The 26,563-nt window shown below is 67.1% G+C and carries 24 protein-coding genes, 4 tRNA genes and 4 pseudogenes; 1 reads left to right on the top strand and 31 read right to left on the bottom strand.

The genetic code is table 11. From position 1 onward, the window contains the following. From E0L93_RS10495 to E0L93_RS10375, 25 genes and pseudogenes are all read right to left on the bottom strand, one after another. Nucleotides 1-87, bottom strand: an 87-nt coding sequence (locus E0L93_RS10495) for a GTP-binding protein (protein WP_207890343.1), incomplete at its 3' end; no start/stop codon positions are given. Nucleotides 88-144: 57 nt separating this feature from the next. Continuing rightward, nucleotides 145-218, bottom strand: a tRNA-Met gene (locus tag E0L93_RS10490). A gap of 39 nt (nt 219-257) precedes the next feature. Continuing rightward, nucleotides 258-329, bottom strand: a tRNA-Thr gene (locus E0L93_RS10485). A 13-nt stretch (nt 330-342) separates the two neighbouring features. Then, nucleotides 343-424: transfer RNA gene (locus E0L93_RS10480), tRNA-Tyr, on the bottom strand. Between the two features lie 57 nt (nt 425-481). Then, nucleotides 482-553 (bottom strand) — tRNA-Thr (locus E0L93_RS10475). 30 nt (nt 554-583) lie between these two features. Next, entirely contained in the window at nt 584-1,084 is a 501-nt protein-coding gene (locus E0L93_RS10470) for an NYN domain-containing protein (protein ID WP_165874296.1), read from the bottom strand. Continuing rightward, entirely contained in the window at nt 1,069-1,788 is a 720-nt protein-coding gene (gene rlmB / locus E0L93_RS10465) for a 23S rRNA (guanosine(2251)-2'-O)-methyltransferase RlmB (RefSeq protein WP_132691657.1), read from the bottom strand. Before rlmB ends, E0L93_RS10470 begins: the two co-directional genes overlap by 16 nt. Next, nucleotides 1,785-3,200, bottom strand: coding sequence for a cysteine--tRNA ligase (cysS, locus tag E0L93_RS10460; protein WP_132691655.1), 1,416 nt, complete (start codon nt 3,198-3,200; stop codon nt 1,785-1,787). The genes rlmB and cysS overlap by 4 nt, the downstream gene beginning before the upstream one ends. Continuing rightward, the gene (locus E0L93_RS10455; RefSeq protein ID WP_132691653.1) at nt 3,197-4,465 is read right to left on the bottom strand and encodes a glutamate--tRNA ligase; all 1,269 of its coding nucleotides are present in this window, start codon (nt 4,463-4,465) and stop codon (nt 3,197-3,199) included. Before E0L93_RS10455 ends, cysS begins: the two co-directional genes overlap by 4 nt. A 36-nt stretch (nt 4,466-4,501) precedes the next feature. Then, nucleotides 4,502-4,972 carry a 2-C-methyl-D-erythritol 2,4-cyclodiphosphate synthase gene (gene ispF, locus E0L93_RS10450; protein ID WP_132691671.1) on the bottom strand — a complete coding sequence of 157 codons (471 nt, stop codon included), beginning with the start codon at nt 4,970-4,972 and terminating at the stop codon, nt 4,502-4,504. Next, nucleotides 4,972-5,640, bottom strand: coding sequence for a 2-C-methyl-D-erythritol 4-phosphate cytidylyltransferase (gene ispD / locus E0L93_RS10445; RefSeq protein ID WP_279387488.1), 669 nt, complete (start codon nt 5,638-5,640; stop codon nt 4,972-4,974). The genes ispF and ispD overlap by 1 nt, the downstream gene beginning before the upstream one ends. Nucleotides 5,641-5,663: 23 nt before the next feature. Beyond that, nucleotides 5,664-6,158: a CarD family transcriptional regulator gene (locus E0L93_RS10440; RefSeq protein WP_132691649.1), complete on the bottom strand. Its 495-nt coding sequence runs from the start codon at nt 6,156-6,158 to the stop codon at nt 5,664-5,666. 2 nt (nt 6,159-6,160) lie between these two features. Next, the gene (gene disA / locus E0L93_RS10435) at nt 6,161-7,237 is read right to left on the bottom strand and encodes a DNA integrity scanning diadenylate cyclase DisA (RefSeq protein WP_132691648.1); all 1,077 of its coding nucleotides are present in this window, start codon (nt 7,235-7,237) and stop codon (nt 6,161-6,163) included. Then, nucleotides 7,234-8,607 (bottom strand): DNA repair protein RadA, encoded by a 1,374-nt coding sequence (gene radA / locus E0L93_RS10430; protein ID WP_132691646.1) that lies wholly within the window; start codon nt 8,605-8,607, stop codon nt 7,234-7,236. The genes disA and radA overlap by 4 nt, the downstream gene beginning before the upstream one ends. A 117-nt stretch (nt 8,608-8,724) precedes the next feature. Next, entirely contained in the window at nt 8,725-11,217 is a 2,493-nt protein-coding gene (locus tag E0L93_RS10425; RefSeq protein ID WP_132691644.1) for an ATP-dependent Clp protease ATP-binding subunit, read from the bottom strand. Nucleotides 11,218-11,480: 263 nt separating this feature from the next. Continuing rightward, nucleotides 11,481-12,962 carry a lysine--tRNA ligase gene (lysS, locus tag E0L93_RS10420; RefSeq protein WP_165874295.1) on the bottom strand — a complete coding sequence of 494 codons (1,482 nt, stop codon included), beginning with the start codon at nt 12,960-12,962 and terminating at the stop codon, nt 11,481-11,483. A 51-nt stretch (nt 12,963-13,013) separates the two neighbouring features. Continuing rightward, entirely contained in the window at nt 13,014-13,499 is a 486-nt protein-coding gene (greA, locus tag E0L93_RS10415) for a transcription elongation factor GreA (protein WP_132691640.1), read from the bottom strand. A gap of 86 nt (nt 13,500-13,585) precedes the next feature. Next, nucleotides 13,586-14,359, bottom strand: a complete 774-nt coding sequence (locus tag E0L93_RS10410) for a type III pantothenate kinase (RefSeq protein WP_207890435.1) — start codon at nt 14,357-14,359, stop codon at nt 13,586-13,588. Further along, nucleotides 14,356-14,844, bottom strand: a complete 489-nt coding sequence (gene folK / locus E0L93_RS10405) for a 2-amino-4-hydroxy-6-hydroxymethyldihydropteridine diphosphokinase (protein ID WP_132691638.1) — start codon at nt 14,842-14,844, stop codon at nt 14,356-14,358. Before folK ends, E0L93_RS10410 begins: the two co-directional genes overlap by 4 nt. Continuing rightward, a complete protein-coding gene (locus E0L93_RS10400; RefSeq protein ID WP_132691636.1) occupies nt 14,841-15,689 on the bottom strand; it encodes a dihydroneopterin aldolase in 849 nt (282 codons plus the stop codon). The genes folK and E0L93_RS10400 overlap by 4 nt, the downstream gene beginning before the upstream one ends. Beyond that, the gene (gene folP, locus E0L93_RS10395; protein WP_243638195.1) at nt 15,682-16,542 is read right to left on the bottom strand and encodes a dihydropteroate synthase; all 861 of its coding nucleotides are present in this window, start codon (nt 16,540-16,542) and stop codon (nt 15,682-15,684) included. Before folP ends, E0L93_RS10400 begins: the two co-directional genes overlap by 8 nt. Nucleotides 16,543-16,545: 3 nt before the next feature. Next, entirely contained in the window at nt 16,546-18,414 is a 1,869-nt protein-coding gene (gene ftsH, locus E0L93_RS10390; protein ID WP_132691634.1) for an ATP-dependent zinc metalloprotease FtsH, read from the bottom strand. Between the two features lie 84 nt (nt 18,415-18,498). Further along, entirely contained in the window at nt 18,499-19,047 is a 549-nt protein-coding gene (gene hpt / locus E0L93_RS10385) for a hypoxanthine phosphoribosyltransferase (RefSeq protein WP_132691665.1), read from the bottom strand. Between the two features lie 4 nt (nt 19,048-19,051). Next, a complete protein-coding gene (tilS, locus tag E0L93_RS10380) occupies nt 19,052-20,383 on the bottom strand; it encodes a tRNA lysidine(34) synthetase TilS (RefSeq protein ID WP_132691632.1) in 1,332 nt (443 codons plus the stop codon). Between the two features lie 328 nt (nt 20,384-20,711). Then, a pseudogene (locus tag E0L93_RS10375) lies at nt 20,712-21,305 on the bottom strand (IS630 family transposase); the annotation flags it as partial. A 185-nt stretch (nt 21,306-21,490) separates the two neighbouring features. On the opposite strand from E0L93_RS10375, the pseudogene E0L93_RS10370 reads away from it, so the two are divergent. Continuing rightward, nucleotides 21,491-23,010, top strand: a pseudogene (locus E0L93_RS10370) (transposase). Here the strand turns inward: E0L93_RS10370 and E0L93_RS10365 are convergent. From E0L93_RS10365 to E0L93_RS16635, 6 genes and pseudogenes are all read right to left on the bottom strand, one after another. Next, nucleotides 22,988-23,359 (bottom strand): helix-turn-helix domain-containing protein, encoded by a 372-nt coding sequence (locus E0L93_RS10365; RefSeq protein WP_165874294.1) that lies wholly within the window; start codon nt 23,357-23,359, stop codon nt 22,988-22,990. The pseudogene E0L93_RS10370 and the gene E0L93_RS10365 overlap by 23 nt on opposite strands. A gap of 11 nt (nt 23,360-23,370) precedes the next feature. Then, a complete protein-coding gene (locus tag E0L93_RS15850) occupies nt 23,371-23,619 on the bottom strand; it encodes an amidohydrolase family protein (protein WP_243638194.1) in 249 nt (82 codons plus the stop codon). Between the two features lie 193 nt (nt 23,620-23,812). Continuing rightward, nucleotides 23,813-24,094, bottom strand: a pseudogene (locus tag E0L93_RS16640) (hypothetical protein); the annotation flags it as partial. 88 nt (nt 24,095-24,182) lie between these two features. Further along, on the bottom strand, nt 24,183-24,548 hold the full coding sequence (locus tag E0L93_RS10355) for a hypothetical protein (RefSeq protein WP_132691624.1): 366 nt from the start codon (nt 24,546-24,548) through the stop codon (nt 24,183-24,185). A 99-nt stretch (nt 24,549-24,647) separates the two neighbouring features. Beyond that, nucleotides 24,648-25,277, bottom strand: coding sequence for a TetR/AcrR family transcriptional regulator (locus E0L93_RS10350; protein WP_132691622.1), 630 nt, complete (start codon nt 25,275-25,277; stop codon nt 24,648-24,650). Nucleotides 25,278-25,941: 664 nt separating this feature from the next. After that, nucleotides 25,942-26,433: pseudogene (locus E0L93_RS16635) on the bottom strand (Dps family protein); the annotation flags it as partial. Nucleotides 26,434-26,563: the final 130 nt, after the last annotated feature.

Here is a 26,563-nt window from a genome sequence, read left to right as displayed (position 1 = left end):
CGTAAGCGTCGTCTTGCCGTGGTCCACATGCCCTATCGTCCCCACGTTTATGTGCGGCTTGGTCCTCTCAAACTTCCCCTTGGCCATCCTGCGAGTTCCTTTCCTCTAACCGCTCGAACCCTGACTCTCCGCAACAACAAGGAGTAGCGGTGGCAGGACTCGAACCTGCGACACGCGGATTATGATTCCGCTGCTCTAACCAACTGAGCTACACCGCCACTCTGTATTCTCCGGACCGGCTGCGCAGCCGGCCCCAGAGCCCCCGACCGGATTTGAACCGGTGACCCCTTCCTTACCATGGAAGTGCTCTACCACTGAGCTACAGGGGCGTATTGTTCTGTATGGGGGCGGGAGGATTCGAACCTCCGTAGGCAATGCCGGCAGATTTACAGTCTGCTCCCTTTGGCCGCTCGGGCACACCCCCGCGAACGCCCGGATAATAGTAGCAAACACCCGCGGTTTTTCAAACCCTCGCCGCAAGAGCCTGAGGGGGGATTTGAACCCCCAACCTGCCGCTTACAAGGCGGCTGCTCTGCCGTTGAGCTACCCAGGCCCGATGGGGCTCCCGGCACCAGATTATATATCACCCCCCGGATCTGCGCCGGATCTCCTCGAGCGCCCGCCGGGTCTCGGGCGAGAGATGATCCGAGATGCGGGAGCGCCACTTTCTATCCGGAGCCTGCACGAGCGCCGGCAGCTCGTCCAGCAGCTCGGCGAACTCGCGCGGCGTGCCCCGCCTCCCGCCCCGGGCGAGCACGGCCCGCTGCTGGGCGAAGTCGGCCGTGTAGACGGTGACCTCGCCCTCCAGCCGCTCCACCAGCCGCTCTATCTCATCGTCGGCAGACTCGCCGGGAGCGGTATAGACTACGCGCACGACCCCGCCGGCCAGCGGCTCGGTCTTACCGGGCTCGGGACTGCCGTGCGCGTCGAAGACGACGATGATCTCCGCTCCGGTCCACCCGGCGGCCCTGAGCGCGTCCCGCACCAGCCGGTCCCGCCGCTCCTCAAGGGCAGCGCCGTCTCCCCGGTAGCGCTCCAACGCCCCGAGGAGGTTGTAGCCGTCCAGTATCAGGTACGACGCCAACCCCGCTGCCTCCGGGCCTCGAACGCCAGCACCGCGGCCGCCACCGAGACGTTGAGCGAGTCCACGGTCCCGCACATCGGGATGCTCACCATCCCGTCGCAAGCCTCGCGCACGAGCCGCCGCAGGCCCCGTCCCTCGCTGCCGAGCGCGAGCGCGACCGGCCCCGCGAGATCCAGCTCCACATACGGCGTGCCGCCCCTGCTCTCCGCGGCGTAGACCCAGACCCCGGCCTCCTTGACGTGCTCCAGCGCTCGCCGCAGGTTGGTCTCCCGCGCTACCCGGACGTACTCGCTCGCCCCCGCACTGGCCTTGACCGCAGCGGGGGTGACGGGGGCTGCCCGGTCTTTCGGGATCACGACCCCGCTCGCCCCGGCTGCGTCGGCGACCCGCAGCACGCCCCCCAGATTCTGCGGGTCCGTGACGCCGTCGAGGACCAGCAGCAGGGGAACCCCGTCCGAGAGAATCTCCTCCAGCTCCGCGTACGGGTACGGTCCCGCGCGGGCCAGAACCCCCTGATGCACGCTCCCCGGCACGAGCTCCGCCGCCCGCTTCCGGCTTATCCTCCGAACCGGCGCCCCCCGTTCGGCGGCGGCCTGCTCTATCTCCTCCGATCCCGAGGCGTCCAGCACTTCGAGCACCTCGCGCCGGCCGCTCCTGAGCAACTCTAGTACGGGCCGGAGGCCGTATAAGAGCTCGCCCTTCACCTCCGGCGGCCGAGGACCGGCCCCTCCGGCGTGTCCTCGATCTCCCAGCCCTCGGAGCGCACCTCCTCCCGGAGGCGGTCGGCGGCCGTCCAGTCCTTCCCGCGCCGGGCCCGCTCTCGCTCGATCACCCGCCGCAGCACCTCTTCCCCGGGCTCCCCCACGTACCGCACCCGGACGCCGTCCACCTCGGCCACCGTTTCCCGCGCCAGATCGAAGCCCAGAATTCCCAGGATCTCCTCCAGCGCGTCCCGCAGGGATGCGAACTCCTCGGCGGCCTGCGGGCGCGCCGATACCTCCTGCCCGGCGCGGGAGGCCGCCTCGAAGACGGCGGCGATGGCCTCCGGCGTGTTGAAGTCCTCACGCATGGTGCGGTCGAACTCCTCCCGCAACTCTTCCGCCAGCCGGTCGGAGAGCTCCGAAGACCTCGTGGAGCCGGATATCTGGCGGTAGATCCGCTCCAGCCGCTCGTAAGAGCGGCGCTTCTCCTCCAGGATCTCCTCCGAGTAGTCTATGGGCTGGGAGTAGTGGCTCTGCAAAAACCACATCCGGATCGCGTTCTGGCCGTGCCGCCCGACGGCCTCCTTCACATCCACTACGTTGCCGACGCTCTTGGCCATCTTGTCCCGGGCCATGTTCACCATCCCGTGGTGCGCCCAGGCCCGCACGAAGATCCTGTCGGGATGCGCCCCGCGGCTCTGGGCCAGCTCGTTCTCGTGATGCGGGAAGCGGAGATCGGTGCCGCCGCCGTGGATGTCCGCCCCCTCGGGCAGGTGCTTCTCGACCATCGCCGAGCACTCGATGTGCCACCCCGGCCTCCCCGGCCCCCACGGGCTCTCCCAGGCAGGCTCTCCGGGCTTGGCCGCCTTCCAGAGCGCGAAGTCTAAAGCGTTGCGCTTGTAGCCCGTGTCTCCCTTCTCGGTCTCGCGCATCTCCTCGGGGCGCTGGCGGCTGAGGCACCCGTACTCCGGGAAGCTCTCCACAGAGTAGTAGACGTCGCCATTCTCCGCAGCGTAGGCCTTGCCCGCGTCTATCAGCTCCTGGATCAGGGAGATCATCTCCGGGATGTGCTCGGTCGCGCGGGGCTCCACGTCCGGCAGCCCCACACCGAGCAGCGCCAGCCGCTCGTGGAACGAGTCGGTGTAGCGGCGCACGATCTCCTCCCAGGAGACACCCTCCTGGTTGGCCTTGTTTATGATCTTGTCCTCTATATCCGTGATGTTCTGGACGAACCTGACCTCGTAGCCGCGGCTCTTGAGATACCTCACGGCCACGTCCCAGAAAAGGGGCGCCCGGGCGTTCCCGATGTGGATGTCGTTGTAGACGGTGGGACCGCAGACGTAGAGGCCGATCCTGCCGTCTTGCCCGATCCCGACCAGCTCTCCCGTCAGCGTGTCCCGTACTCTTACCGTCATCTCCTGCCTATCGCCTCTCTCGCCGCTTCCAAACGTCTTTTCGCCTCTTCGGGGCCGAGGGCCGCAAGGAGGTAGGCCATCTCCGGTCCCTGGTCCCGGCCCGTTAGCGCGAGCCGCAGCGGGTGCAAAAGCTCGCGCGCCCTTATGCCGCGCTCCTCCGCCCAGGCCCGCAGCTCGCCCACCAGCCCGCGCGCGCTCTCTACCGAGTCTACCGCACGCTCCGCGAGAACGCTCGCCGCATGAGCGTAGACCTCAGCCGCTTTTTCCGGCAGATCTCTCGCGAACACCGCCGGGTCCACCGGCTCCAGGATCTTCTCCACCAGAACCGGGGCGTCCGCCAGCGTAGCGAGCTCGCTCTGCACAGCCTCCGCGACGAACGTCTCCCTCCCCCCTGGGACCTCCACGCCCCGCACGAACGGCTCCATCCGCTCCCACAGCTCCTCCGCGCTCAAAGCCCGGATGCGCCGGGCGTTGGTCCACCGCAAGCGGTCCGGATCGAAGACCGCCGGGCTCGCCCCTAGCCGCGCCGGGTCCCACTCCCGCGCAAGCTCCTCCAGACTCCCGAACTCCTCTCTTCCCTCCGGATGCGACCAGCCCAGAAGCGCCAGGTAGCTCACGATGGCCTCCGGCAGGTAGCCCTCCCGCCGGTACTCCGCGACGCTCCGTGCCCCGTGCCGCTTGGAGAGCTTCCTCCCGTCGGGCCCCAGGATGACGCCCAGATGGATGAATTCCGGCGGCTTCCCGCCGAGCGCCCGGTAGACGAGCACCTGCCGGGCGGTGTTGGAGAGATGTTCTTCGCCCCGGATGACGTGCGTGATGCCCATCTCGAGGTCGTCTACCACCGCGGCGAAGTTGTAGGTCGGGGTCCCGTCGGACTTCATGAGCACGAAGTCCTCCACGCCGCTGAAACCGACCTCGCCGCGCAGCCGGTCGCGGAAGAATCCCTCCCGCGTCCCGGGCCGCAGGTAGACCGCCAGCCCGGACCTGCGGTAAGCCTTTCCCTCCTCCAGGAGCCGCCGCGCCGCCGCCGCGTACAGCTCGCCGCGCTCGCTCTGGCGGACCGGCCCCTCGTCGAAGCGGAGCCCGAGCCAGTCCAGGTCCCTGATCTGCGCCGCCTCGAACTCGCGTGAGCTGCGGGCGCGGTCGGTGTCCTCGATGCGCAGGACCGCCACGCCGCCGTGGTGGCGGGCGAAGAGCCAGTTGAAGAGCGCCGTGCGGGCGCTCCCGAGGTGCAGCATCCCGGTCGGGCTCGGCGCGAAGCGCACACGCACCTCTCCTGTGGCCGGGGAGTTCACGGCGGTCTAACAGCTCTCCAGCAGCAGCACGGCCTGCGCCGCGATTCCCTCGCCCCTGCCGGTGAAGCCCAGCCCCTCGGAGGTCGTGCCGCGGACGCTCACCCTCCCGGTCTCCACCCCCAGAGCTTGTGCCAGGTTCCGGCGCATCTCGTCCCGGTAGTCCCTTATCCTGGGCCGCTCGCAGATCACGACCGAGTCCACGTTCCCCACCCGCCAGGAGCCCCCGATGAGCCGCCGCGCCTCGCGCAAAAGCCCTATGGAGTCGGCGTCTCTGTATTCTTCGTCGGTATCGGGGAAGTAGTGCCCGATGTCCTCCAGCCCGGCGGCGCCGAGCAGGGCATCGGTGACGGCATGCGCCAGCACGTCGGCGTCGGAGTGCCCGGCGAGACCGAGCTCGCCGGGGATCTCCACCCCGCCCAGGATCAAGCGCCTCCCCGGAGCGAAGGCGTGCACGTCGATCCCGAGGCCGACCCGGATCACGGCCCGCCCCCCCGCCGGCTCTCCAGAATCGCCTCGGCGAAGATCAGATCCTCCGGCGAGGTCAGCTTGATGTTGGTCTTCTCGCCCTCTACGATCTCGATCCGCCCACCGAAACCCTCTATCAGAGAGGCGTCATCCGTGGCCCGGGCGAGAAGCTCCTCGGAGATATCGAAAACCCGCTCCAGCACCCCGAAGCGGAAGGCCTGCGGGGTCTGCACGGCCCAGAGGCTGCCGCGGTCCAGCGTCTTCCTGACCACCCCCTCCTCGACCACCTTTATCGTGTCGGAGACCGGCAGGGCCGGGATGACCCCGTCCGCCCCCCGCCGCGCCGCGCCGATGACCCGCTCCACCAGGGAGGGCGTCAGCAGGCACCGTGAACCGTCGTGTATCAGCACGAGATCCTGCGGCCCGGCCTCCAGCTCCCGGAGCCCGTTGCGGGCGGAGAGCGAGCGCGCCGCTCCCGGAGTGGAGCAGCCGGCGTACTTGGAGATCCGCTCCCGGGCGGCCAGCTCCCCCACCCGCCGCGCATCCCCCACCACGCAGATGCGGTCCACGCTCGGTGCCCGCTCGAAGGCCCGCAGCGTGTAGGCCAGCGCCGGGGTGCCCAGCAGCTCGATGAACTGCTTGGGCCGGCCCATCCTGCTGCCGGTGCCGCCGGCGAGTATAAGGGCTATAGTCTCCGAAGCGCTCAGCCCGCGGCCCCTCCGCCCTTCAGCGCCCGGTTCACCAGCCGCTCGGCCTCCGGCAGCTCCAGCCCCCGCACCGCCGCAATCTCGGAGACCAGGATCTGCCGCGCCCGCATGAGCGTGCTGCGCTCGCCGGTCGAGAGGTCGTGCTCCCGGCTGTAGACGGAGAGGTTGCGCACCACCTCGGCCACCTCCAGGAGCTCGCCGCTCTTGATCTTCTCCTGATTGTGCTTGAGACGGTGACTCCAGTTGGAGGGCATCTCCGTGACCTCGCGCCCCAGCATATCCAGCGCCTCCTCAATGGAGGCCTCATCGGCACAAGGTCTCAGGTTCGAGCCGTCTGCCGGCACGCTCAGAGTGAGGCCGGCATCGGAGATATACACCCTGTAGTACTTGCGTACCTCCCCGAGGACGGTCTTCTCCTCCGTCCCGGTGACGACCCCGGCCCCGTGGCTGGGGTATACGACGAGATCCCCCTCCCTGAACTCCCGTCCCACGGTTAGAACAGCTCCTCGGAGATCTCCAGGTTCTTCTGACGGGCCAGCCCGCGCCGGATGGCCCGCGCCCGTGCCTGGCCGACACCCTCCACGTCGTCCAGCTCCTCTTCGTCGGCCTCCATGAGCCGCCCGAGGGAGCCGAACTGGTGCACGATGCGCTCCGCCACCCGCTCCGGCAGCCGCGGAACCCGGATGAGCTGCCGGTAGCCCCGCGGCTTGAGGATGAACTCGTCCGTCTGCTCGACGGGACCGTAGCCTAGGATCTGTGTGATCTCGGAGGACTCGGAGAGCTGCTCCGGAGAGAGCCCGCGCAGTGCCCGGCGTGCCTCCCTGTAGTCGACGCCCTCCGCAACGTAGTCCCGCAGCAGCGCGTCGTACTGGTCCGGGACGTGCCGGAAGGCCTGCTCCAGCTGCATGTTCGCCAGCCGGCCCTCCTTGCCCAGCGCGATCACGTAGGTCTCTATCTCGTCGGCGATGCGCGCCGTGTACTCGAAGGTACGGATCGCCTGCACCACCTCCCGCAGCGTCACCGCTCCGTCGTACTCGTGCAGATCCAGAACCCGGGCCTCCCCCCGCAAGCGGCGGGTGAACTTCTCCAGCGTCGCCAGGGCCGAGTCCACCTTCGCCAGCACCACCCCGATGTCCTCCAGCACGTAGGGCGGATTCTTGCCGAGATAGATGGTGACCACGTTGCGGCGGTCGGAGACGGCGATGACCAGAGCTCCGGTCTGCTGCGCCGTGCGGTGGGCCGCCAGATGGCGCATCCCGGTCTCCCCCGAGGGGAGCGACTTGGGCCTGAGGTGAACGTTGGCGTAGTGGATGCTCGTGATGTCGCGGGAGACGATGATCGCCCCGTCCATCTTGGCGAGCTCGTAGAGCCGCATCGGGGTGAACGCGCACTCGACCTTGATGCCGCCGGAGATGATGCCGGCCTTCTCCAGCTTCTCGGGATCGGCGAAGACTATAAGGCCTCCGGTGCGCCCCCGGATGATGTTGTCCAGCGCGTCGCGCAGAGCCGTACCCGGCGCTACCAGCGGCAGCACCTCGATGACGGCATCCGGCAGGCGCCCGGGGCTCATTCGAGCGCCGCCTCCACAGCCTCGCCCAATGTCCTCACCTCGATAACTCCGGCTCCATCGCGGGTACGCTCCTTCCACCGGCTCCGGGGAGATATTATACGCCTGAACCCCATCTTTCGAAGCTCCCGCACCCGCCGCCCGGCCCCGGAGACGAACCGCACATCTCCCGTAAGCCCCACCTCCCCGAAGCACGCGCTCCGGGCTTGCACCGCCCGGTCCCTGAACGCCGAAGCGATGGCGAGCGCCACGCCGAGGTCGGCCGCAGGTTCCTCGACGCGCACGCCGCCGGTCACGTTGACGTACACGTCGTGGTCGCCGAGCCTGAGCCCCGCCCGCCGCCGGAGCACGGCACAGAGCATGTTCACCCTTCCGGCGTCCACCCCGTTCGCCACCCGCCGCGGAACGGCGAGCGGGCTGGGAGCCACCAGGCTCTCTATCTCGACCAGCATCGGACGCGTGCCCTCCAGCAGGCAGACCGTCACTACTCCGGGCGGCGGCTTCCCCTCGCGGTTGCTCAGCAGGAACGACGAGGGATCTTCGACCTCTTCCATACCCCGCCCGGTCATCTCGAACACGCCGACCTCGTTGGTGGAACCGAAGCGGTTCTTGAGCGCCCGCAGCACCCGGAACGCCTGGTAACGGTCACCCTCGAACTGCAGCACCGTGTCCACCATGTGCTCCAGCACGCGCGGCCCGGCGATGCTGCCCTCCTTGGTAACGTGGCCGACCAGAACCACCGCCACGCTCCGGCTCTTGGCGAGCCGCATCAGGCGCGCCGCGCTCTCCCGCACCTGCCCCACGCTCCCCGGAGCCCCCGAGAGCTCCGGCACGTACAGCGTCTGGATCGAATCCACCACCACGACCTCCGGACGCTCCTCGACGATCGTGGCCTCTATGACGTCCACATCGGTCTCGGAGAGCACCCTGAATCCCGCCTCCGCAACCCCCAGCCGCCGGGCGCTGAGCGCCACCTGCCGGGGGGACTCCTCGCCGGAGACCATGAGGCACCTCTCACCCAGATGCCCCATCATCTGCAGCAGCAGCGTGCTCTTGCCGACGCCCGGCTCCCCGCCGACGAGCACCAGCGAGCCCGGCACGACGCCGCCGCCCAGCACCCTGTCCAGCTCCCCCACCCCCGTGCTCAGCCGCCGCTCGCTGTCCGCCTCGACGGAGTCCAGCGTGAGGGTCCGCGCCGCAGCCGCCTTCTTCCCCGCCTCCGCAACCCGGGCGGCGAAACCGGCCGCCTCCCGGACGTCCCGCCGGACCTCCTCCACCATCGTGCTCCACGCGCCACATCCCGGACAGCGCCCGTGCCACTTGGGCTCCGCGCGCCCGCAGGAGGTACATACGTAGTGCGTCTTCGCAGCCATGCGCATCTATTGTAAGGGAAAGCCGTCAGTAGTCAGCGACCAATCTCCGGAGCGAGAAGGAGAGGCCCCGCGTGATCACGCGGGGCCTCGGTCCGACGACCGGCTACTGAGAACCGGCTACTGCTCGGCCTTCACGATCTCCTTGGGCTGCGTGACCTTGATGTCCACGATCGAGCCCCGCGTGTCGGCCTCCTCGAACGGCACGTCGTTGGCCTCTATGGTGACCTTCGAGCCGTTCGGGATGTCCCCGCGCAGGATCATCTCGCTCATCGGGTCCTCGACCATGCGCTGGATTACCCTGCGCAGCGGCCGCGCGCCGTAGGCCGGATCGTAGCCCGCCTCGGAGAGCTTGTCCAGAGCCGCCGTGGTGAACTCGACGGTCACGTCGCGCTCGGCCAGCTGCTCCCGCAGCCGGCGGACCTGGATCTCGATGATCTGCCGCACGTGCTCGCGCTCCAGCTTGTGGAAGACGATGATCTCGTCGATCCGGTTCAGAAGCTCGGGGCGGAAGATCTTGCGCAGCTCGCTCGTGACCCGGCTCTTCATCTCCTTGTAGGAGAGGCCCTCGTCGTCCGGGCTGAAGCCCAGCGACCGGGTCTTGTTGATCGTCTGCGCCCCGACGTTCGAGGTCATGATGAGCACGACGTTCTTGAAGTCCACCTGCCGGCCCTGCGCGTCGGTGAGCTGGCCGTCCTCCAGGATCTGCAACAGGATGTTGAAGACGTCCGGATGAGCCTTCTCGATCTCATCGAAGAGCACTACGCTGTAGGGGCGGCGGCGCACCTTCTCGGTCAGCTGCCCCCCCTCGTCGTAGCCGACGTAGCCGGGCGGCGAACCCACCAGCCGGCTCACCGTGTGCCGCTCCTGGTACTCGGACATGTCGAGCCGGATCATGGCGTCCTGGTCGCCGAAGAGGTACTCGGCCAGCGTGCGCGCCAGCTCGGTCTTGCCGACGCCCGTCGGCCCGAGGAAGACGAACGACCCCGACGGCCGGTTCGGGTCCTTCAGGCCGGCCATCGTGCGCCGGATGGAGCGGGAGACGGCCTTGATGGCCTCATCCTGCCCAACCACGCGGCCGTGCAGGGCCTCCTCCATCTGCAGGAGCCGCGCGGACTCCTCCTCGGTGAGCTTCTTGACCGGAATCCCAGTCCACATGCTCACGATCTCGGCGATCTCGTCCTCACCGATGGAGGCCTGATGACCGCCCCGCTTGCGCCAGTCGCGCTCCAGCTCGCGCCGCTTGAGGGCGAGCTGCTTCTCGGAGTCCCTCAGGCGCGCAGCCTTCTCGAACTCCTGCCCCTCGATGGCAGCCTCCTTCTCCGCCCGTACCTGCTGGAGCTCCTCGTCGAGCTCCTTGTAGTACGGCGGGGAGGACATGGTCTTGATCCTCATCTTGGAGGCCGCCTCGTCCACCAGGTCTATGGCCTTGTCGGGCAGGAACCGGTCGGCGATGTAGCGGTCGCCGAGCATCGAGGCCGCCCGCAGCGCCTCGTCGGTGATCTCTATCTTGTGGTGCGCCTCGTAGCGGTCCCTGAGCCCCTTCAGGATCAGCTCCGTCTCCTCCACGGTCGGCTCACCGACCTGGATGGTCTGGAACCTGCGCTCCAGCGCCTTGTCCTTCTCGACGTACTTCCGGTACTCGTCAATGGTCGTGGCGCCGATGAGCTGCAGCTCGCCGCGGGCGAGGGCCGGCTTCAGGATCGAGGCCGCGTCTATCGCGCCCTCGGCCGCACCCGCGCCGACGAGGTTGTGGATCTCATCGATGAAGAGGATGATGTCTCCGTGGTCGATGATCTCCTTCATGATCTTCTTCAGGCGCTCCTCGAACTCGCCCCGGTACTTGGAGCCGGCTACCAGAGCCCCCAGGTCCAGCGTGTAGACCTCCTTGTTCTCCAGGATCTCCGGCACCCGCCCGTCGGCGATCTCCTGCGCCAGCCCCTCGACTATCGCCGTCTTGCCGACGCCCGGCTCGCCTATTATCACCGGGTTGTTCTTGGTGCGGCGGACGAGGATCTGCATGATGCGCTCGATCTCCTTGGTCCGCCCGATGACCGGGTCGAGCTTGCCCTCCTCGGCGAGGAGCGTGAGGTTGCGCCCGTACTGGTCGAGCTGGCGGGTCTTGGGCCGCTTGCCCTCGGCCGCGCGGCCGGCCGCCGCCTCCCGGCGCTGGCTCCGGCCGCCGCCGAGCTGCTGCACGACCTGCCGGCGCACCCGCTCCGGGTCCACGTCCAGGTTGCTGAGCACCCGCGCCGCGACGCCCTCGGACTCGCGTACCAGCCCGAGCAGGATGTGCTCGGTGCCTATGTAGTTGTGCCCGAGCTGCAGCGCCTCGCGCAGCGCCAGCTCCAGTACCTTCTTGGAGCGCGGGGTGAACGGAGCCTGTCCGCCCGTCCCCTCCTCGCCGTAGCCGACGATGCTCTCGACCTGCTCGCGCACCTCCTCCAGGGTCACGTTGAGGGAGGCCAGCGCCCGCGCCGCGACGCCCTCGTCCTCCCGCAGGAGCCCCAAAAGCAGGTGCTCGGTGCCTATGTAGTTGTGGTTGAAGTGGCGGGCTTCTTCCTGAGCCAGCACCACGACCTTCCGGGCCCGCTCAGTGAACCGCTCAAACATCAGGCGATGCCTCCTCTGCCGGAAATTCCAGTGGTAAATCTATCGGGTGCCGCGCCTCGCTGAAAGCGCAGCCGGTCGGGGATTTCTCGGATAGCTCTAGCCCGCGCCACAGGCGCCTTCTGCCTACGCCGATCATAATACCTCTTCTTCTGCGTGCACCAACCACCTAAAGTATACAAAAGGCCGGGCGGATTGACTTCCGCATATCCAGGCCCTTCAGCGATAAGTCTAACCTCCGCTCCGCACCCGGATGGTGGTACAGATCACACCTCACCTCCTGCCACGCTCCGGAGGCGCTCCCGGACCACCTCTACCCCCGCGCCGGCTATGAACGGTCCGGCCTTCGGACCGCTCTTCCTGCCCAGCAGCGCCGCGTAGAGCGCCGCGAACGCCCGCCGGGGCTTTATCCCCAGCTCTCTGGCCGCGGAGTAGAGCGTCTCCTGGATCTCCTCGGCGTCCATCTCCGTCCCCAGCCGCTCCGCCACGATGCCGAGGTAGGTGCGCTCCTCCTCACCCAGCTGCGAGGCGAGTCCGGGCACCTCCCCCGTCATCTTGAACCGCTGCTCCTCGGGGGCCCACCGCTCCGCCCAGTTGCGGGCGTAGTAGAGATCCCGGGCGAGCCTACCCTCATCCTCCGCAGCCGCACCGTACCCGCTGTGCCGGAGCGCCTCGGCAGCCCCCCCGATATCCTCTCCGAAAGTCTGGGCCACGAGCGCCAGATGGGTGAAGGGGACCTCGGGCTCTCCGACCGCCGCCCGGTACTCGTCCATGAAGCGGGGGAAACCGGCGGCGACGTCCACGTCGAGCGCGCGCGAGGGATCCCGCCCCAGCACCAGCAGCCTGAGGGCGTCGGGCGGCATGATCTCGAGCATCTCGCCCGGGAGCAGCACGATGCCCCTAGAGCTGCTCATGGCCCCGAGGCCCCGAATCTGGAGCCACTCGTACTCGTAGCGCCCCGGAACCGGGTAGCCGAACACCTCGCGCGCCATCAGGTCGGCGGTGTCCGTAGAACCCCCGCGGCTGGTGTGGTCTTTCCCGAACGGCTCGAACGTGACGCCGAGCGCCTTCCACCGCGCCGCAAGCTCCACCCGCCAGCCGAGCTTACCCTCGCCCTTCGAGTAGTCGGCCACCTCCTCCCGGCCCTCCTCGGTGACGAAGACCACCTTGTGCTCGTCCGGCAGGTGCCGGACGAACCGGTTGCCGGTCAGCTTGCCCGAGGAGGCGCGGGGCACGTAGGGCGACCACCCCTCCGGCATCTCGCGTCCGGTCACCTCGTTCATGATCCGGCGCAGCTCCTCGGTGTGCTCCAGAGCCTCCCGCGTCACCTCCGTGTAGACGCCCTTCTCGTAGAGCTCGTGCGAGCGGAGAACATCTATCTCCATTCCCATGGCGTGCAGCGCCCGCTCGAAGGGCGCGAGGAAGCTCTCGGCGTAGGACTCGTGCTCGCCCGCCGGGTCCGGGATCTTCGCTATCGGGTGCCCGAGGTACCGTTCGTACTCTTTCGGGACGCCCGGAGCGATCTTGCGCAGCGGGTCTGCCGTGTCCGCGTGGAAGATGAAGCGGACCTCCTCGCCCCGCTCCCTGAGCGCCCGGCATACCGCCTCCCCGACCAGCACCTCCCGCAGGTTCCCTATGTGTATGTGTCCGGAGGGGCTGATCCCGGTCACCACCACGTGCGGCCCCTCGCCTAAAGAGGCCGCAACCTCCCGGGCCCAGCCGGGTACGGGGAGAGCGCTCTCGGTCACCTCATGCTCCGGGTTCTGCCGGTGTTCCTGACGGATCCGGGAAGGGGTCGGCTAACTCGCCTTCTCGACATCCACGATCTCGTACTCCGTCGCCCCCCGGGGCGTGGTTACGGTAACCCGCTCGCCCACCCGGCGCCGGAGCACCGCCTTGCCCACAGGGGAGGAGTGAGACAGCTTGCCGCTGGAGGGATCGGACTCGTTCGCACCCACGATCTGGAATGTGCGCTCCTGACCTGAGCCGACCACCTTGAGCGTGACCCGACTGCCGATGTTCACCGAATCGTCGGCGTGATCGGAGGGGTCCACCACCCGCGCGTTGCGGATGCGGCGCTGAATCTCGCTGATTCTGCGCTCCAGCAGGTACTGCTCGTTCTTGGCGTCGTCGTACTCGGAGTTCTCGGAGATGTCGCCGAACTCCCGGGCCTGCCGGATGCGGTCGGCGACCTCCTTGCGCCGTACCTCCGTGAGGTACTCCAGCTCCTGCTGGAACTTCTCTAAACCTTCGCGCGTGATTATTTCACGGTGTCTGTCCGTCATTGGAGTCGAGAGTATACGCACCGGAAACAGGAGTGTCAACGAGGCTCGGGGCAAATTTCCCACCCCGCGTGACCGGCGTCAAAACGCTAGGAGTTCAGCTCGTAGAGGATGCGCAGCCCCTTGAGGGTGAGGTCCGGCTCGCAGTGGTCTATCTCCCGGCAGTGGGGCACTATAGCGGGAGCGACACCGCCGGTGGCGACGGATGCGGCTCCGGAACCGAGCTCCTCCCGGAACCGGCGCACCAGCGCATCCACCGCTCCGGCGTAGCCGTAGACGAAGCCGCTGCGGATGGAGTCCGGGGTATTGGTGGCTATGGCCTTCGGCGGCCGCTCCTCTATGTCCACCGCCGGGAGCCGGGCGGCGCGGGAGATGAGCGCGTCCAGCGCCACGTGGAGGCCGGGGAAGATAGCCCCGCCCAGATACTCCCCGTCCCGGCCCACGGCGCAGACGGTCGTGGCCGTCCCGGAGTCCACTATTATGACCGGTGCGCCGTAGAGCGTCCGGGCCGCCACCGCGTTCACGATTCTGTCCGCTCCCACCGCGGAGGGATCGTCGTAGCGGTTGGGCATCCCGGTCTCTATCTCCGGCCCGACGCTGAGGAATCTGGCGTTCAGGTAGTCCTCCGCCAGGTGACAGTAGCTCCGGGTCAGCACCGGAACCACGCTGGAGATTACGAACGCCCGCACCTCCTCGAGGCGTAACCCCCGCAACTCGAGCAGCGCGGCGCATACCGCGGCCAGCTCGTCCGGCGTACGGCTCGCCTCGGTGGAGATGCGCCACCGCCCCCGCAGCTCTTCCCCTTCGAATACCCCGAAGACCGTCTGCGTGTTGCCCACGTCTACCGCCAGAAGCACGCTCACACCCTCCCGTACTCGCGCACGCCCGAAAGGTCGGCCTCCGCCAGCAACTCCTCCACGACCCCGTACCCCGGAACCTCCAGCTCCGGGGCGAGATCAGCCAGCGCCCGCAGGTTGAATGCCCGTACAACCCCCGGATGGGGAACGGTGAGGTCCGCTCCCTCGATGACCTCCCGCCCGAAGGTCAGCACGTCTATGTCTGCCGTCCGCGCGGTCTTCACCCCCTCCCGACGCTCCCGGCCGAGGGCACACTCCACACCTTGACAGAAGCGCAGAAGCTCCAGGGCCGAGGCCCCGTACTCAACCGCCACCACGCAGTTGAGGTAGTCCGGCTGCCCGGCTTCCACCTCCACGGGCTCCGTCTCGTAGACGCGGGAGACGCCCACCACTTCCACCCGGGGTCCGTTCCGCAGCGCCCGGATGATGGCCCTCAGGTACTCTTCCCGATCGCCCAGGTTGCTCCCCAGCGAGAGGAAGGCACGGCTCACCGCCGGAACTCACCCCGCACGGTCACACCGCCGAGCGAGCGCCCGACCGGAACCCTGACCTTGGTGATGGCGACCTCCAGCTCCAGCACGTCCGGGAAGCTCTCCAGCACGAAGCGCCCGACCCGGCCAACGGCGGTCTCCAGCAGCCTGAACTCTCGCCGCTCCAGAACCCTCGCCGCGCCCTCCACTAGCTCACCGTAGTCCACCACGCCGCGGATGTCGTCGTTCCCTCCGGCGGCGTAGGAGTACTCCAGATCCAGCAGCAGCTTCTGCGGCAGCGCCCGCTCCTCCGGCGAGACGCCGCAGCGGGCGTGCACCTCCAGCCCCCGCACCGCGGCCCGCAGCACCGCCGGCGGCTCGCCCTCCGGGGTGCGGTCCTCTCCGGCCCTCCCCGGTTCATCCCGCGCCGGGGCCTCCTTTAGAACCCGCTCCAGCTCCCGGCGGACCCTCTCCGGTTCCAATCCGAGCTCGTCCAGCACCCGGTAAGCGTCCGCCCGCCGTTCGTGCAGCAGCCCGAGCAGCAGGTGCTCGGTCCCGACGTGGGTGTCCCCTCTCTGCAGGGCCTCGCGCAGAGCGGCCTCCAGCGCGCGCCGGGCGGGCGGGGTAAACGGGAAGTCCTCTCCCGCCGGACCCCGGCCGTATCCGACCAGGCCGCCGACCAGATCCCGCGTCTCCTTCAGGCTCACACCGAGCGAGGACAGCGCCCGGCGGGCCGCTCCGTCCCGCTGCCGGACGAGGCCGAGCAGCAGGTGCTCGGTGCCTATGTAGCTGTGGCCGAAGTAGCCGGCCTCCTCCCGGGCCAGCTCCACCGCTTCCCGGGCCCGGTCCGTGAAACGCTCAAACATCCTCGCCCCGGATCGCGGCCGCCACCTTCAGCGCCTCGCGGTTGGCCCGCACATCGTGGACCCGGAAGATGGTCGCCCCCCGCTCGTAGGCCATGACGCTCGTGGCCACGGTTCCGAAGACGCGGTCCTTCACGCCGGCACCGGTGATGAGGCCGAGGAAGGACTTGCGGGAGGTCCCCACGAGCACCGGGAACCCCAGCGCGCAGATGCTCTCCAGCTCATCCAGGAGCCTCAGGTTGTGCTCCAGCTTCTTGCCGAACCCGATGCCGGGGTCCACGATGATCTTCTCCGGGTCCACCCCGGCGGACACGGCAGCCTCCGCCCGCCGGGCCAGAAAGTCCCGCACCTCGCGTACCACGTCCTCGTAGCGCGGGTCGAGCTGCATCGTCTTGGGCTCGCCCCGCATGTGCATCAGTACCACCGGACACCCGGCTTCGGCCACCAGCGCGGCCATCCGCCCATCTCCCCGCAGCGCCGTCACGTCGTTGACGATCCGCGCCCCCGCCTCTAGCGCGGCCGCGGCGGTCTCCGAGCGGTAGGTGTCTATGGAGACGACCGCCTCCGGGCTGCGGGCCGCTATGCCGCGCACCACCGGCAGCACCCGCCGCCGCTCCTCCTCCGGGGGAACCGGGTCGGAGCCCGGCCGGGTGGATTCTCCTCCGACGTCCACGATCTGCGCCCCCTCCTCCAGCATCCTCAGGGCGCGTTCGACGGCGCTCTCCCTTTCGAAGAACTCCCCGCCGTCGGAGAAGGAGTCGGGCGTGACGTTCAGGATGCCCATAACGACGGGGCCGGGCCCCAGCGTGCGGGACCCGACCCTGATCCCCGCCCCGAACTTCAGCCCGCGTTCCACGAGCTAGACACCGTCCCGCCCCCTGCCGTCCGGGCTCACCGGCTCGGCGGCGTACTCCTCGACGAGCCGCTTGAGGTGCTTGGAGTCTACCGTCTCGTACTCGATGAGATCGGAGGCCAGCTTGTCCAGAAGCCGCCGGTTGCGCACCAGCGTCTCCTCGGCCATGTCGTAGGCCTCGTCCACGATGCGCCTTATCTCCTTGTCTATCTGGAAGGCGATCTCGTCCGAGTAGTCCGGCTGGGTGTGCAGATCCCTGCCCAGGAAGACCTGCCCGTTGGACTGTCCCAGAGCCAGAGGACCCAGCTTCTCGCTCATCCCGAAGCGGGTGACCATCTGGCGGGCGAGCTGGGTCACCCTCTCGAGGTCGTTGGAGGCGCCGGTTGTGACCTCGTCGAAGACCACCCGCTCGGCCACCCGGCCGCCCAGCAGCACCGCGAGCTGCGCCATGAGCTGGGAGCGGCTCATCATGTACTGGTCCTCCTCCGGCAGGCTCATCGTCACGCCCAGAGCCTGTCCGCGCGGGATGATCGTAACCTTGTGCACCGGGTTGGCCCCCGGGGTAAGCGCCCCGACGATGGCGTGCCCGGCCTCGTGATAGGCCGTGATCTCCTTCTCCTTCTCCGAGATGAGGCGGCTCTTGCGCTCCGGGCCGGCGATGACCCGGTCTATGGCCTCCTCCATCTCGGCCATATCTATCTGCTCCTTGTTGTGCCGGGCGGCGAGCAGCGCCGCCTCGTTGACGAGGTTCGCCAGATCCGCCCCGGTAAAGCCGGGCGTCCCGCGGGCGAGCGTGCCGATGTCCACGTCCGGCCCCAGCGGCTTGCCGCGGGTGTGCACCTTCAGGATCTTCTCCCGTCCCGGCAGGTCGGGACGGTCGACCACGATCTGCCGGTCGAAGCGCCCCGGCCTCAGGAGCGCCGGGTCGAGGATGTCCGGGCGGTTGGTGGCGGCGAGCATGATGATCCCGCTCTTGGCGTCGAATCCGTCCATCTCGACCAAAAGCTGGTTGAGGGTCTGCTCGCGCTCGTCGTGGCCGCCGCCCAGACCCGCGCCGCGCTGACGCCCCACGGCGTCTATCTCGTCCATGAAGATGATACACGGCGAGTTCTGCTTGGCCTGCTCGAAGAGGTCGCGCACGCGGCTGGCCCCCACGCCCACGAACATCTCCACGAAGTCCGAACCCGAGATGGAGAAGAAGGGTACGCCCGCCTCTCCGGCCACGGCCCGGGCCAAAAGCGTCTTACCCGTCCCCGGAGGCCCCACCAGCAGAGCGCCTTTCGGGATGCGGGCCCCGAGCTTCTGGAACTTCCGCGGGTTCTCCAGGAACTCCTTGATCTCCTGCAGCTCTTGCACGGCCTCGTTCGCCCCGGCCACGTCGTCGAAGGTGACCTTGGGCATGTCTTTGGTGAACTGGCGGGCCTTGCTCTTGCCGAAGCTCATCACCCGGTTGCCGCCGCCCTGCATCATGCTCAGCAGGAAGAGGAAGAGGATGAGGATGAGCAGTATCGGGCCGAGCGTGCCGAGCAGCGTCAGCCAGAACCCGGTGTTCTGCGGATCGGTCTTAAACGGGATGTTCGCCTCGTTGAAGACGGCCGCAATGTCGTACTCGGAGGGATAGGCGTACTCGAACTCCTCCACCCGGCCTTCCCCGCGCTCGACCCAGCCGGTCACGGTCTGGTCCTCGTCCAGCACCAGAAGCGGCCGCTGCGGATCGTCCACCACGAACGCCCGCTCCTCGACGGCCTCCCGGAACTCCTGCGAGTTCATCTCGTAGACCTGCGAGTCGCCCTCGGAGAGGAGCCGGACCAGGATGACCGCGAAGACCAGAAGGATTATGAAGTAGAATCCACCGCTTCTTAAGAATCTGCCCAACTGCCGTTTACCTCTCGTAAGAAATCTCTAGGAACGACCAGATTATACTATCTGTCCCCAGTCTATCGCGCCCGGCTACCGCGTCTAAGTGGGCGTCCCCTGAAAGACCTCGGGCTTGAGGACGCAGATGTGCGGCAGATTGCGGTAGGAGCCGGCGTAGTCCAGCCCGTAGCCGATCACGAACTCGTCCGGGATCTCAAATCCCAGATACCTGACGTCCAGATCCACCTTCCGCCGGGAGGGCTTGGTGAGCAGGGCGCAGATCTCCAGGCTGGCCGGCCTGCGGGTCCGGAGCGCCCGCGTTATGTAAGAGAGGGTGAGCCCGGTGTCTATGATGTCCTCGATGATGATCACGTGCCGGCCGGAGATGTCCTCTTCCAGATCCTTGAGAATGCGCACCACGCCGCTTGAGGTGGTCCCGGAGCCGTAGGAGCTGACCTCCATGAAGTCTATCTCGCAGGGCAGGTCTATCTGCCGCATGATGTCCGCCATGACTATGGTGGCCCCGCGCAGGATGCCCACAAGCAGCGGCCTCTTCCCCTGATAGTCTTCCGTGATCTGCCCTCCTAGCTCCCGGACTTTCTGCTGGATCTGATCCGAGTGGATGAGGATCTCGGCAACATCGCCCATCATGCTCTTACCCGCCGCCATGCAAGTCCTCCACTTCTAGCCTCAACGCCCGCCGCGTGCGCGGGGTCACCCTGAACTCCTCTCCCAGCTCGCCCCCGAAGATCCAGGCCACCCGCCCGGTCCCGTCCACCACGACCGGCGTCCGGCCTCTGCGGTCCCGGGGCACTCTCCGGTCCATCATAGCGCGAAATACCCGCTTCCTCCCCCCCAAACCTAACGGCCGGATCTGGTCCCCCTCCCGCGCCAGGCGCACGCGGTAAGGCCCCAAGCCGGCGTCCAGGTAGGCCACTTCGGACCGCCGGGCGTCCTCGGAATCGAAGTCCGCCTCGCTCACCTTCACGCGCCACCCGGCGTAGAAGAACTCGCCGGGCCGCAGCTCCACAGCATCCCTCCCCTCTTCCCGCCGCCGGTAGAGGACAAGCTCCTCCCCGTAGCGCACCGCGGCTACCACGCCTCCCGGCAGATCCCGCACCCGCGTCCCCTCCCGCTCCCGCACCAGCTCCAGCAGCTCCGCCACGATCCTTGCGGGCAGCGGGTCCCCGCTCAGCGTTCTGTACGCCCGGCGTACCGCGTGCCGCCGCAGGGCCGGCGGCACCTCTTCCAACCGCCGTACCTCCAGCACGACCTCTTCGCCCCGCTCCCGTACGAGCCCGGCGGCCAGCTCCTCCAGCGCCTCAAGATCTTCCCGGGCCAGCGCCGCCGCCCGGGCCAGGTTCGCTCCGGCCCCGGGGTGCAGCTCCTCCAGCACCGGCAGCACCTCCAGCCGCACCCGGTTGCGGGCGTACTCCGCCTCGAGGTTGGAGGAGTCGGTGCGGTAGGTTTGCCCGAGCTCGCCGAGATAGGCCAGAACCTCGGCCCGGCTGCACTCGATGAGCGGCCGCACCACCCGGCCCCGCACCGGCGGGATGCCGCCCATCCCGCGCAGCCCGGCTCCCCGCGCCAGGTTCAGCAGCACCGTCTCGGCCACGTCGTCCGCCGTATGCCCGGTGGCTATAGCTGCGCAGCCGTGCGAGTCCGCGATCTCCTCCGCCAGGAGATACCGCTCGCGGCGCGCCACCGCCTGCAGGTTGGCCTTGCTCTCAAAGCGCAGCCGCCGCAGCTCGAACCTCACCCCCAATCGCCCGCACAGCTCGCGCACGAACTCCGCATCGGCTTCGGACTCCGCTCCCCGCAGCCCGTGCTCCACGTGCAGCACCACCGGCTCTGCCTCCAGCTCCACCAGCGCCCTCAACAAAGCCACGGAGTCCGGCCCGCCGGAGACGAGCGCCAGCGGCCGGGAGAGGTCCATCCCGTACCGCGCCGCAGTGCGGGACACTTTCGCTACCAGAGAGCCGGACATGAGATCATTTTAAACGCGCCGCTCCCCCGCACGACCCAAAGGGACTGCCCAAACGGCGGGCGCAGTCCGGGCCAGGGCCTGTCTGACGGCTCATGAGGGCAACCATGCCATCAGCGAGGCGATGATCACCACCGCCCGGTAGTTGGCCGCTACAACGAACGTAGAGCCCCAGACCGTCAGGCCACGACGAGCGCCGCAACCGCCAAAGGGCCACCACCGCCGGGCTCCGGCTTGCGGCTCAAGCGTCTCTCTCGAAATCTACGACCTCGCCCATGAGCCGGGTCTCGGGCGGACGGGTCTCCGCGATCACCACCTCTTACAGCGGTATTCATAAGTACTGAACCTCGACCTGGTAACCGCAGTGGTCGAACCACCCAGCGGCATCACCGGGAGTGATCGCCGAGAGCGCCTCCTCCATCGCCTCCAGCAGGGCTTCGTGGGTGCGCGCACCGAGCTTTCTCAAGACGTTCTTGATCTTGGAGAACGCTTGCTCGATGGGGTTTAGATCCGGCGAGTAGGATGGCAGGAACACCATCTCGGCTCCTCTCGCTTCGATGAGCTCCCTTATCCTCTTGGGCCTGTGCGCTCCAAGGTTGTCCATCGCCACCACCTGCCCTTCAGAGAGCGTCGGTGCCAAAAAGTGCTCGATGTAAACCTCGAAGGCTTTAGCGTCTGTGGCTCCCTCAACGCACATCGACTCTCCCATTCCATACAGACTCATCGAGGCGATCAGTGTCAGGTTCTTGCCCCTGTTCTTGGGCACCTTCCCGTAAGCTCGCTCTCCTCTGGGAGCCCGAGAGCGTAGTCGATCCATCGAGATATGCGTCCCGCTCTCGTCCACGAACACGAGGCGCCTAACGTCAAAGCGAGAAACCAGCCATCGCCACAGAGCTCTCGCTCCCTCGTCGCGTTCGGAAGCTACCTTCGACTTTTTTTCTAGGACGGCAAAACACGCTTGACCGAAGACGCGGCCTCCTTTAGGGTTGGGGCGGCGTTTTCCCTACGACGAGAGAAGCTCCCATGGCAAGGAACCAGCCCCGCTCACCGGCAACATCCGAACTGAGGTTCGAGCCACTTGAGGACCACTGCCCAATCTGTGAGAGGAAGCTGTGGGTGGCCTATCACAACGCTCGCACCGTCGCCACGCTCTCGGGGTTGGTGCGACTGAAGTTGGTGATCCGTCGCTGCGTGAACCGGGAGTGCGAGCTCTACCAACGATCCCGCCGGCCCGAGCAGGAGGGAGCCTTCGCGCTACCTCAGGGCGAGTTCGGCCTCGACGTCATAGCTTTGGTTGGCGCTCTGCGCCATGCCCACCATCGCAGCGTGCCGGAGATCCACCGTGAGCTCCTCGGTAGAGGGGTGAGCGTCTCGGAGAGGACGGTTACCAATCTGCTCGATCGTTACGAGGAACTGGTGAGCCTGCGCCTCTCGGATCGCGCTCGCCTTAGAGAGAAGCTGGGGGAGCAAGGTCGGGTGGTCCTGGCCATAGACGGTCTGCAACCGGACGTGGGCCACGAGGTTCTGTGGGTGCTACGCGAGTGCCTCTGCGGGGAGATATTGCTAGCACGCAGCCTTCTGAGCGCGACCGAGGAGTCCCTGGTGGGCTTGCTGGGGGAGGTAGCCGAAGGGCTCGAGGTTCCGGTTGTGGGCGTCGTCTCCGATGGGCAGCACCCGATCCGACGGGCCGTGGGGAGGGTGTTTCCGCAAGCCCCTCACCAACTGTGCCAGTTCCATTACCTGCGCGAGGCGGCCAAGGAGGTCTACGAGGCCGACCGGCATGCCAAGAAGGAGCTCAAGAAAAGGGTGCGGGGGGGTAAGGCCCATAGAGCGCGAGCTCGAAGGACGCAATGACCCCGAGGCCGAAGCCGTGCGCGGCTACTGCCTGGCGGTACGCAGCGCGATCACCATTGAGTAGGGCGTCCCCCGCTCGCCGCCTCGGGCATAAAGCTGCACGAGCGAATCGAAGCCATACAGGAGTCCATAGAGCGGGTCGAGAAAAAGGGGAGCTTCCGGGAGAGCTAGGGCGTCTGAAGGGGATGCTCGGGCGCGCCCTCGCCCAGACGGCCTCTATGTGGAAGCCCATCCGCCTGTGCTACTCGTGGGTACATCGAGCGGCGCGCATCCTTAAAAACGAAGAGGGCCTGCGCCTCGAAGAGCTACGCCGAGACTACCGCAGGCTGCTCTCGGAGATGTCCTCCCGCAGAGAGGAGGCGGGCACCCTCTCGGGGGCGGTGTCTTTGTTCTCGAAGGTTACAAAGAGCTACTGGAAGGGCCTGTTTTGCTGCTACCGCTTCCCCGAAGGGACCCTGCCACGCACCAACAACGACCTGGAGCACCTCTTCGGATCGGCACGCTACGGCGAACGGCGAGCCAGCGGCAGAAGGAACGCCTCGCCCGCGATGGTGGTGAGGGGCAGCGTGCGCATGTTGGCCGCCGTGGCCACGCCACCGGAGGGCTTCAACGCTCAGGACATACGCCCCACCGATGTTGAGCGATGGCGGGCGCTACGGGCTTCGCTCGAAAAGAGACGAGAGAGCCGCCGCGCTCAACTGCGGTTCAGGCGGGATCCGGATGCCTACCTCGGCAGGCTCGAAGAGCAGCTACTCAAGCAGGTTTTGCCGTCCTAGTTTTTTTGAGCGGCCACTCGCCCGGAAGCCGGGCTATGTTACGGCTCATCGTCGCCTCGGAGACCTCCATGCCCGTCTCATCCTCAAAAGCCTCGCAATGCTCGCTGAGAGTAAGATCGGGGTTGGACTTCAGCTGAGAAGGCAGCCACTGCCTCAATGCCTTGCCCTTCACCGAGGGCCTGCCGGGGATCTTGCGGATGTTGACGTCCCCCGTCTGGCGCCTTCTCTTGAGCCAGCGCTTGATGGTAGATAGGGAGACTCCGAAGAGGTCTGAAACCTCCTTTCTCGGGATGCCACGGTCGATGGCGGAGAGCACTTTCAATCTGAGGTCCTTGGAGTATGCGTTCATGGACACCATTTTCACTTAGGTCCACTACTTACGCAAGCCGCTGTTACGACCAGGGTCGTCAGGGCCAGGCGCCTTATGGCATCCCACCTGTCCGGGGCGTCCACGAGCACGAAGTCTGCCTCGTTGCCCTCGGCGATGCCGTAGCCCTCCAGACCGAGCGTGCGGGCCGCGTTCTCGGTGACCATGTCGAAGCAGGCGGTGACCTCCTTGCGGCTCGTCATGTGGCAGGCGTGCACGGCCATGTGCGCGGGCTGGAGCATGCCGCCGGTGCCTAAGACGACTGATGCATAACTTTTCAGACCAACAGATCGGCCAGATGATGAAGCGGACGACCAAGTTGGAAGTTGAGATATTGTCCGCAGGTGTAGGCGGCGATCTTCGCCGCAAGACGCGCCAGAAGCCCTCGAGAGTCTTCGCCCGGTGGTGCTCCAGAAAGAACTGATCCTTGAGTTGGTTTATTACCCCCTCGATGACCTGGCGCTTGCCCGACGCCCACAGCCGGGCAGCCTCGTCCCACGCCCTTTTGGAGTTGTCCTTGGGAGTGGCCGCAACTATTGCCCCGTAATCCTCAAACCAGTGGCGCTCCCATGCAATCGAGGTGAAGCCCTTGTCGGCGAGGTAGGCTGCATGTCTGTCGTTGTGGATGAGGATCTCGCCGATGGGCCGCTCGTTGGAGGCGGCCTCGGCCAAGCAGAAGGTCGTTATCACTCCCGCTGGCGTGATCGAGAGGCCCACCTTGAAACCGTAGACCCACTCGGTCTTGGAGGCACACCGTCCGAAGGTGGCCTCTGCGGCGAACAACCCTTGCGGCACGCTCTCACCCTCACCACAGCCTTAAGATGAGGGTGGTGTCCAGGACGTGGTAGACGGCAGAGGGATCGGCGAGGGTTTGCGCCAGATGAAGCTGGAAGGCTCTCATCTCGGCCTCCAAAGCCCGCGCCTTGCGGTTGAATTGACTCTGGGATGGGAGCGTGGGGAAGTACTCTTGCAAGTGGACGTCGGCGAACCTCCAAAAGTCCCTCTCGCTTCTGAAGCGCGGCCACTGAGCAAGTATGGCGAGGGTGAGGATCTCCGGCTCGGAGATCAGCGACGGACGCCCGGGCTTGGATGGCTTCGGGGAGCGGTTGGCCTTCCACCAGTCGTCTATGAGGACGTACAATGAGACGAGGAAGGAGTCGAGATCCAGCATGGCACCATCCTTTGGAGAGAGTTTGGTGCCTCAGCATAAGGTTTCGGCTCCTTCTGCGCTTCTCGGCATTACACATCAGCCGTCTAAGGCGCGCTCGCTCTACCTTTGGGCCGGAGAACGGCGACGCATGAGGCCGCCCACGAGGCGCTCCATGGCGCCCCAGGCCTCGTCCCTCGCCGCCTCGGGATCGTCTGAGGCAGCCACGAAAAACGCTGCCTCAAGCAGCGCGCCGTTGATCAGGCGCGCCAGCGGCCCGACCGGCTGAGGCTCGATGTAGCCCTCCGCGATGAGGGCATCGAGCCCCTCCTCGATCTTGCCCACCGCGTGGCGCGCATCTATCTCACGCCACTCCCAGCCCAGCACCGAAGGTCCGTCCAGGAAGAACGTGCGCTTCATCTCCGGGTCGAGGACGGCGTCGACGAAGGCGCGATACCCCGCCATCACGGCCTCCGGTAGCCGGGCCTCAGCACGTTCGGCCTTCTCGATCTCCTCGTCTATCTCGCTCTCCATCTCATCGACCACCACCCGGAAGAGGTCCTTCTTATCCTCGAAGTGGTGGTAGAGCGCCCCGCGCGTCAGCCCCGCGCGCCGCACGATCTCCTCGGCGGCCGTCCCGTGGTAGCCCTTCTCGGCGAACAGGGCGCGCGCCGCGTCCAGCAGCGCCCGCCGCGTGGCCGCCCTCCTCTCCGCCTGTGTGCGCCGTCTCTTGACGTCCTCGTTTACATTCATGCCGTATGCATATTAACGCCGGGCGCAGGAACGTCAAGGGAAGGCTCGACAGGCGTTGGCGCGATGCGCAGGTCGGAGGCACCGCGTCGGTATTGGGAGAGGGGCATCCGACGAGCGTTGCGAGGCGCCGCGAGTGCCGGCGGGTTCCGGGTGGAGCGCACGGCGAAGGCCGGAGACGGCGGAGGACCGGCCGTCGGGTGGTGACCGGTGGGGCGAGCGCGATCCTCGGATGGATCCATGAGAAGCCCTCCTCTCGTAGCCTCCGTGCCGTAGGACCGTCGGCATAAGTGTAGCGGCATCGGGGGATCGGCGTACGCCCTCGGCGCCTGGCCAGCGAAAACGCTCCGACGTAGCGTCCCTGAATACTACCCGTTACGGAGAACCACACCTCGCGGGATACAGTCCACTCCACTTTCTTCGCCGCTGGGTTCCCTTCCGGTCCTGCTGAGGCACCGGGAAGCGAACCCCCGAGTATGCCTCTCCGAGCCATCGCTTCTCGCGCCCGTACGTAGGGGCGGAGGCGTTCTTAGCCTCCTGGAGCCGTGTTGTCGTCCGCCTCGGGGATCGCGTACAGGAACCAGTCGCTCTCGTGGGCCTCACGGGCCCGTTCCCGCGAGAAGTTCCCGGTCGGCGAGCCGCGGTTCTCGTCTCCCTCAGAGATCTCGTACAAGATGCGCCTCTCGGTCTCGTCGATTATGTCTTCCAGGATACCGGCCGTCGCCGCGTCCCTCGCCTCATCGCACACCTTGTGGGCCTTCCGCTGCGTCTCGGCCATGCGGCGGTTGTCTTCCAGCAGCCTGCGGACCATCTCGCCGGCGGGAACGAAGTCGTTGTCATCGGGGATGGTCTGCAGCTCGCTCACGTGCGAGATGCTGCGGATCGTGGCACCACCGAGCTTCCTTACTCGCTCGGCCAGGACATCCACCAACCCGAGGATAGAGTCGGCCTGCTCGTCGAAGAGCAGATGCTAATCCCTGAAGCGCGGACCCGAGAGGTGCCAGTGGTAGTTTTTGGTCTTCAGGTAGAGCGCCAGGGAGTCCGCGATGAGGGGATTGACAGCCCCGGTTACGGCCCGCACCTCCGCGGGCGTCAGGTCCGTCGGCGTCGCCAGCCGGGATGCCGGCGGAAAGATCTTCTTGGCTTTAGTCTGAGTCATTCTCCTTGTGTCTTAGGTTCGGTCGTACAACTCTCTAGCCCCGAGGCGCCCTACGCGCCATCGTCCGGCGTCCGAGCGAGCCGCGCGCGAACACCTCCTCGGTGGTCAACAGAGTCCAGAGGCGTTTCAT

Origin of the sequence: Rubrobacter taiwanensis (genome assembly GCF_004337705.1) — a bacterium.
GTDB lineage: Bacteria > Actinomycetota > Rubrobacteria > Rubrobacterales > Rubrobacteraceae > Rubrobacter_C > Rubrobacter_C taiwanensis.
The sequence above is the reverse complement of the archived record's forward strand: the minus strand, read 5'-3'. Positions and strand labels throughout refer to the sequence as shown.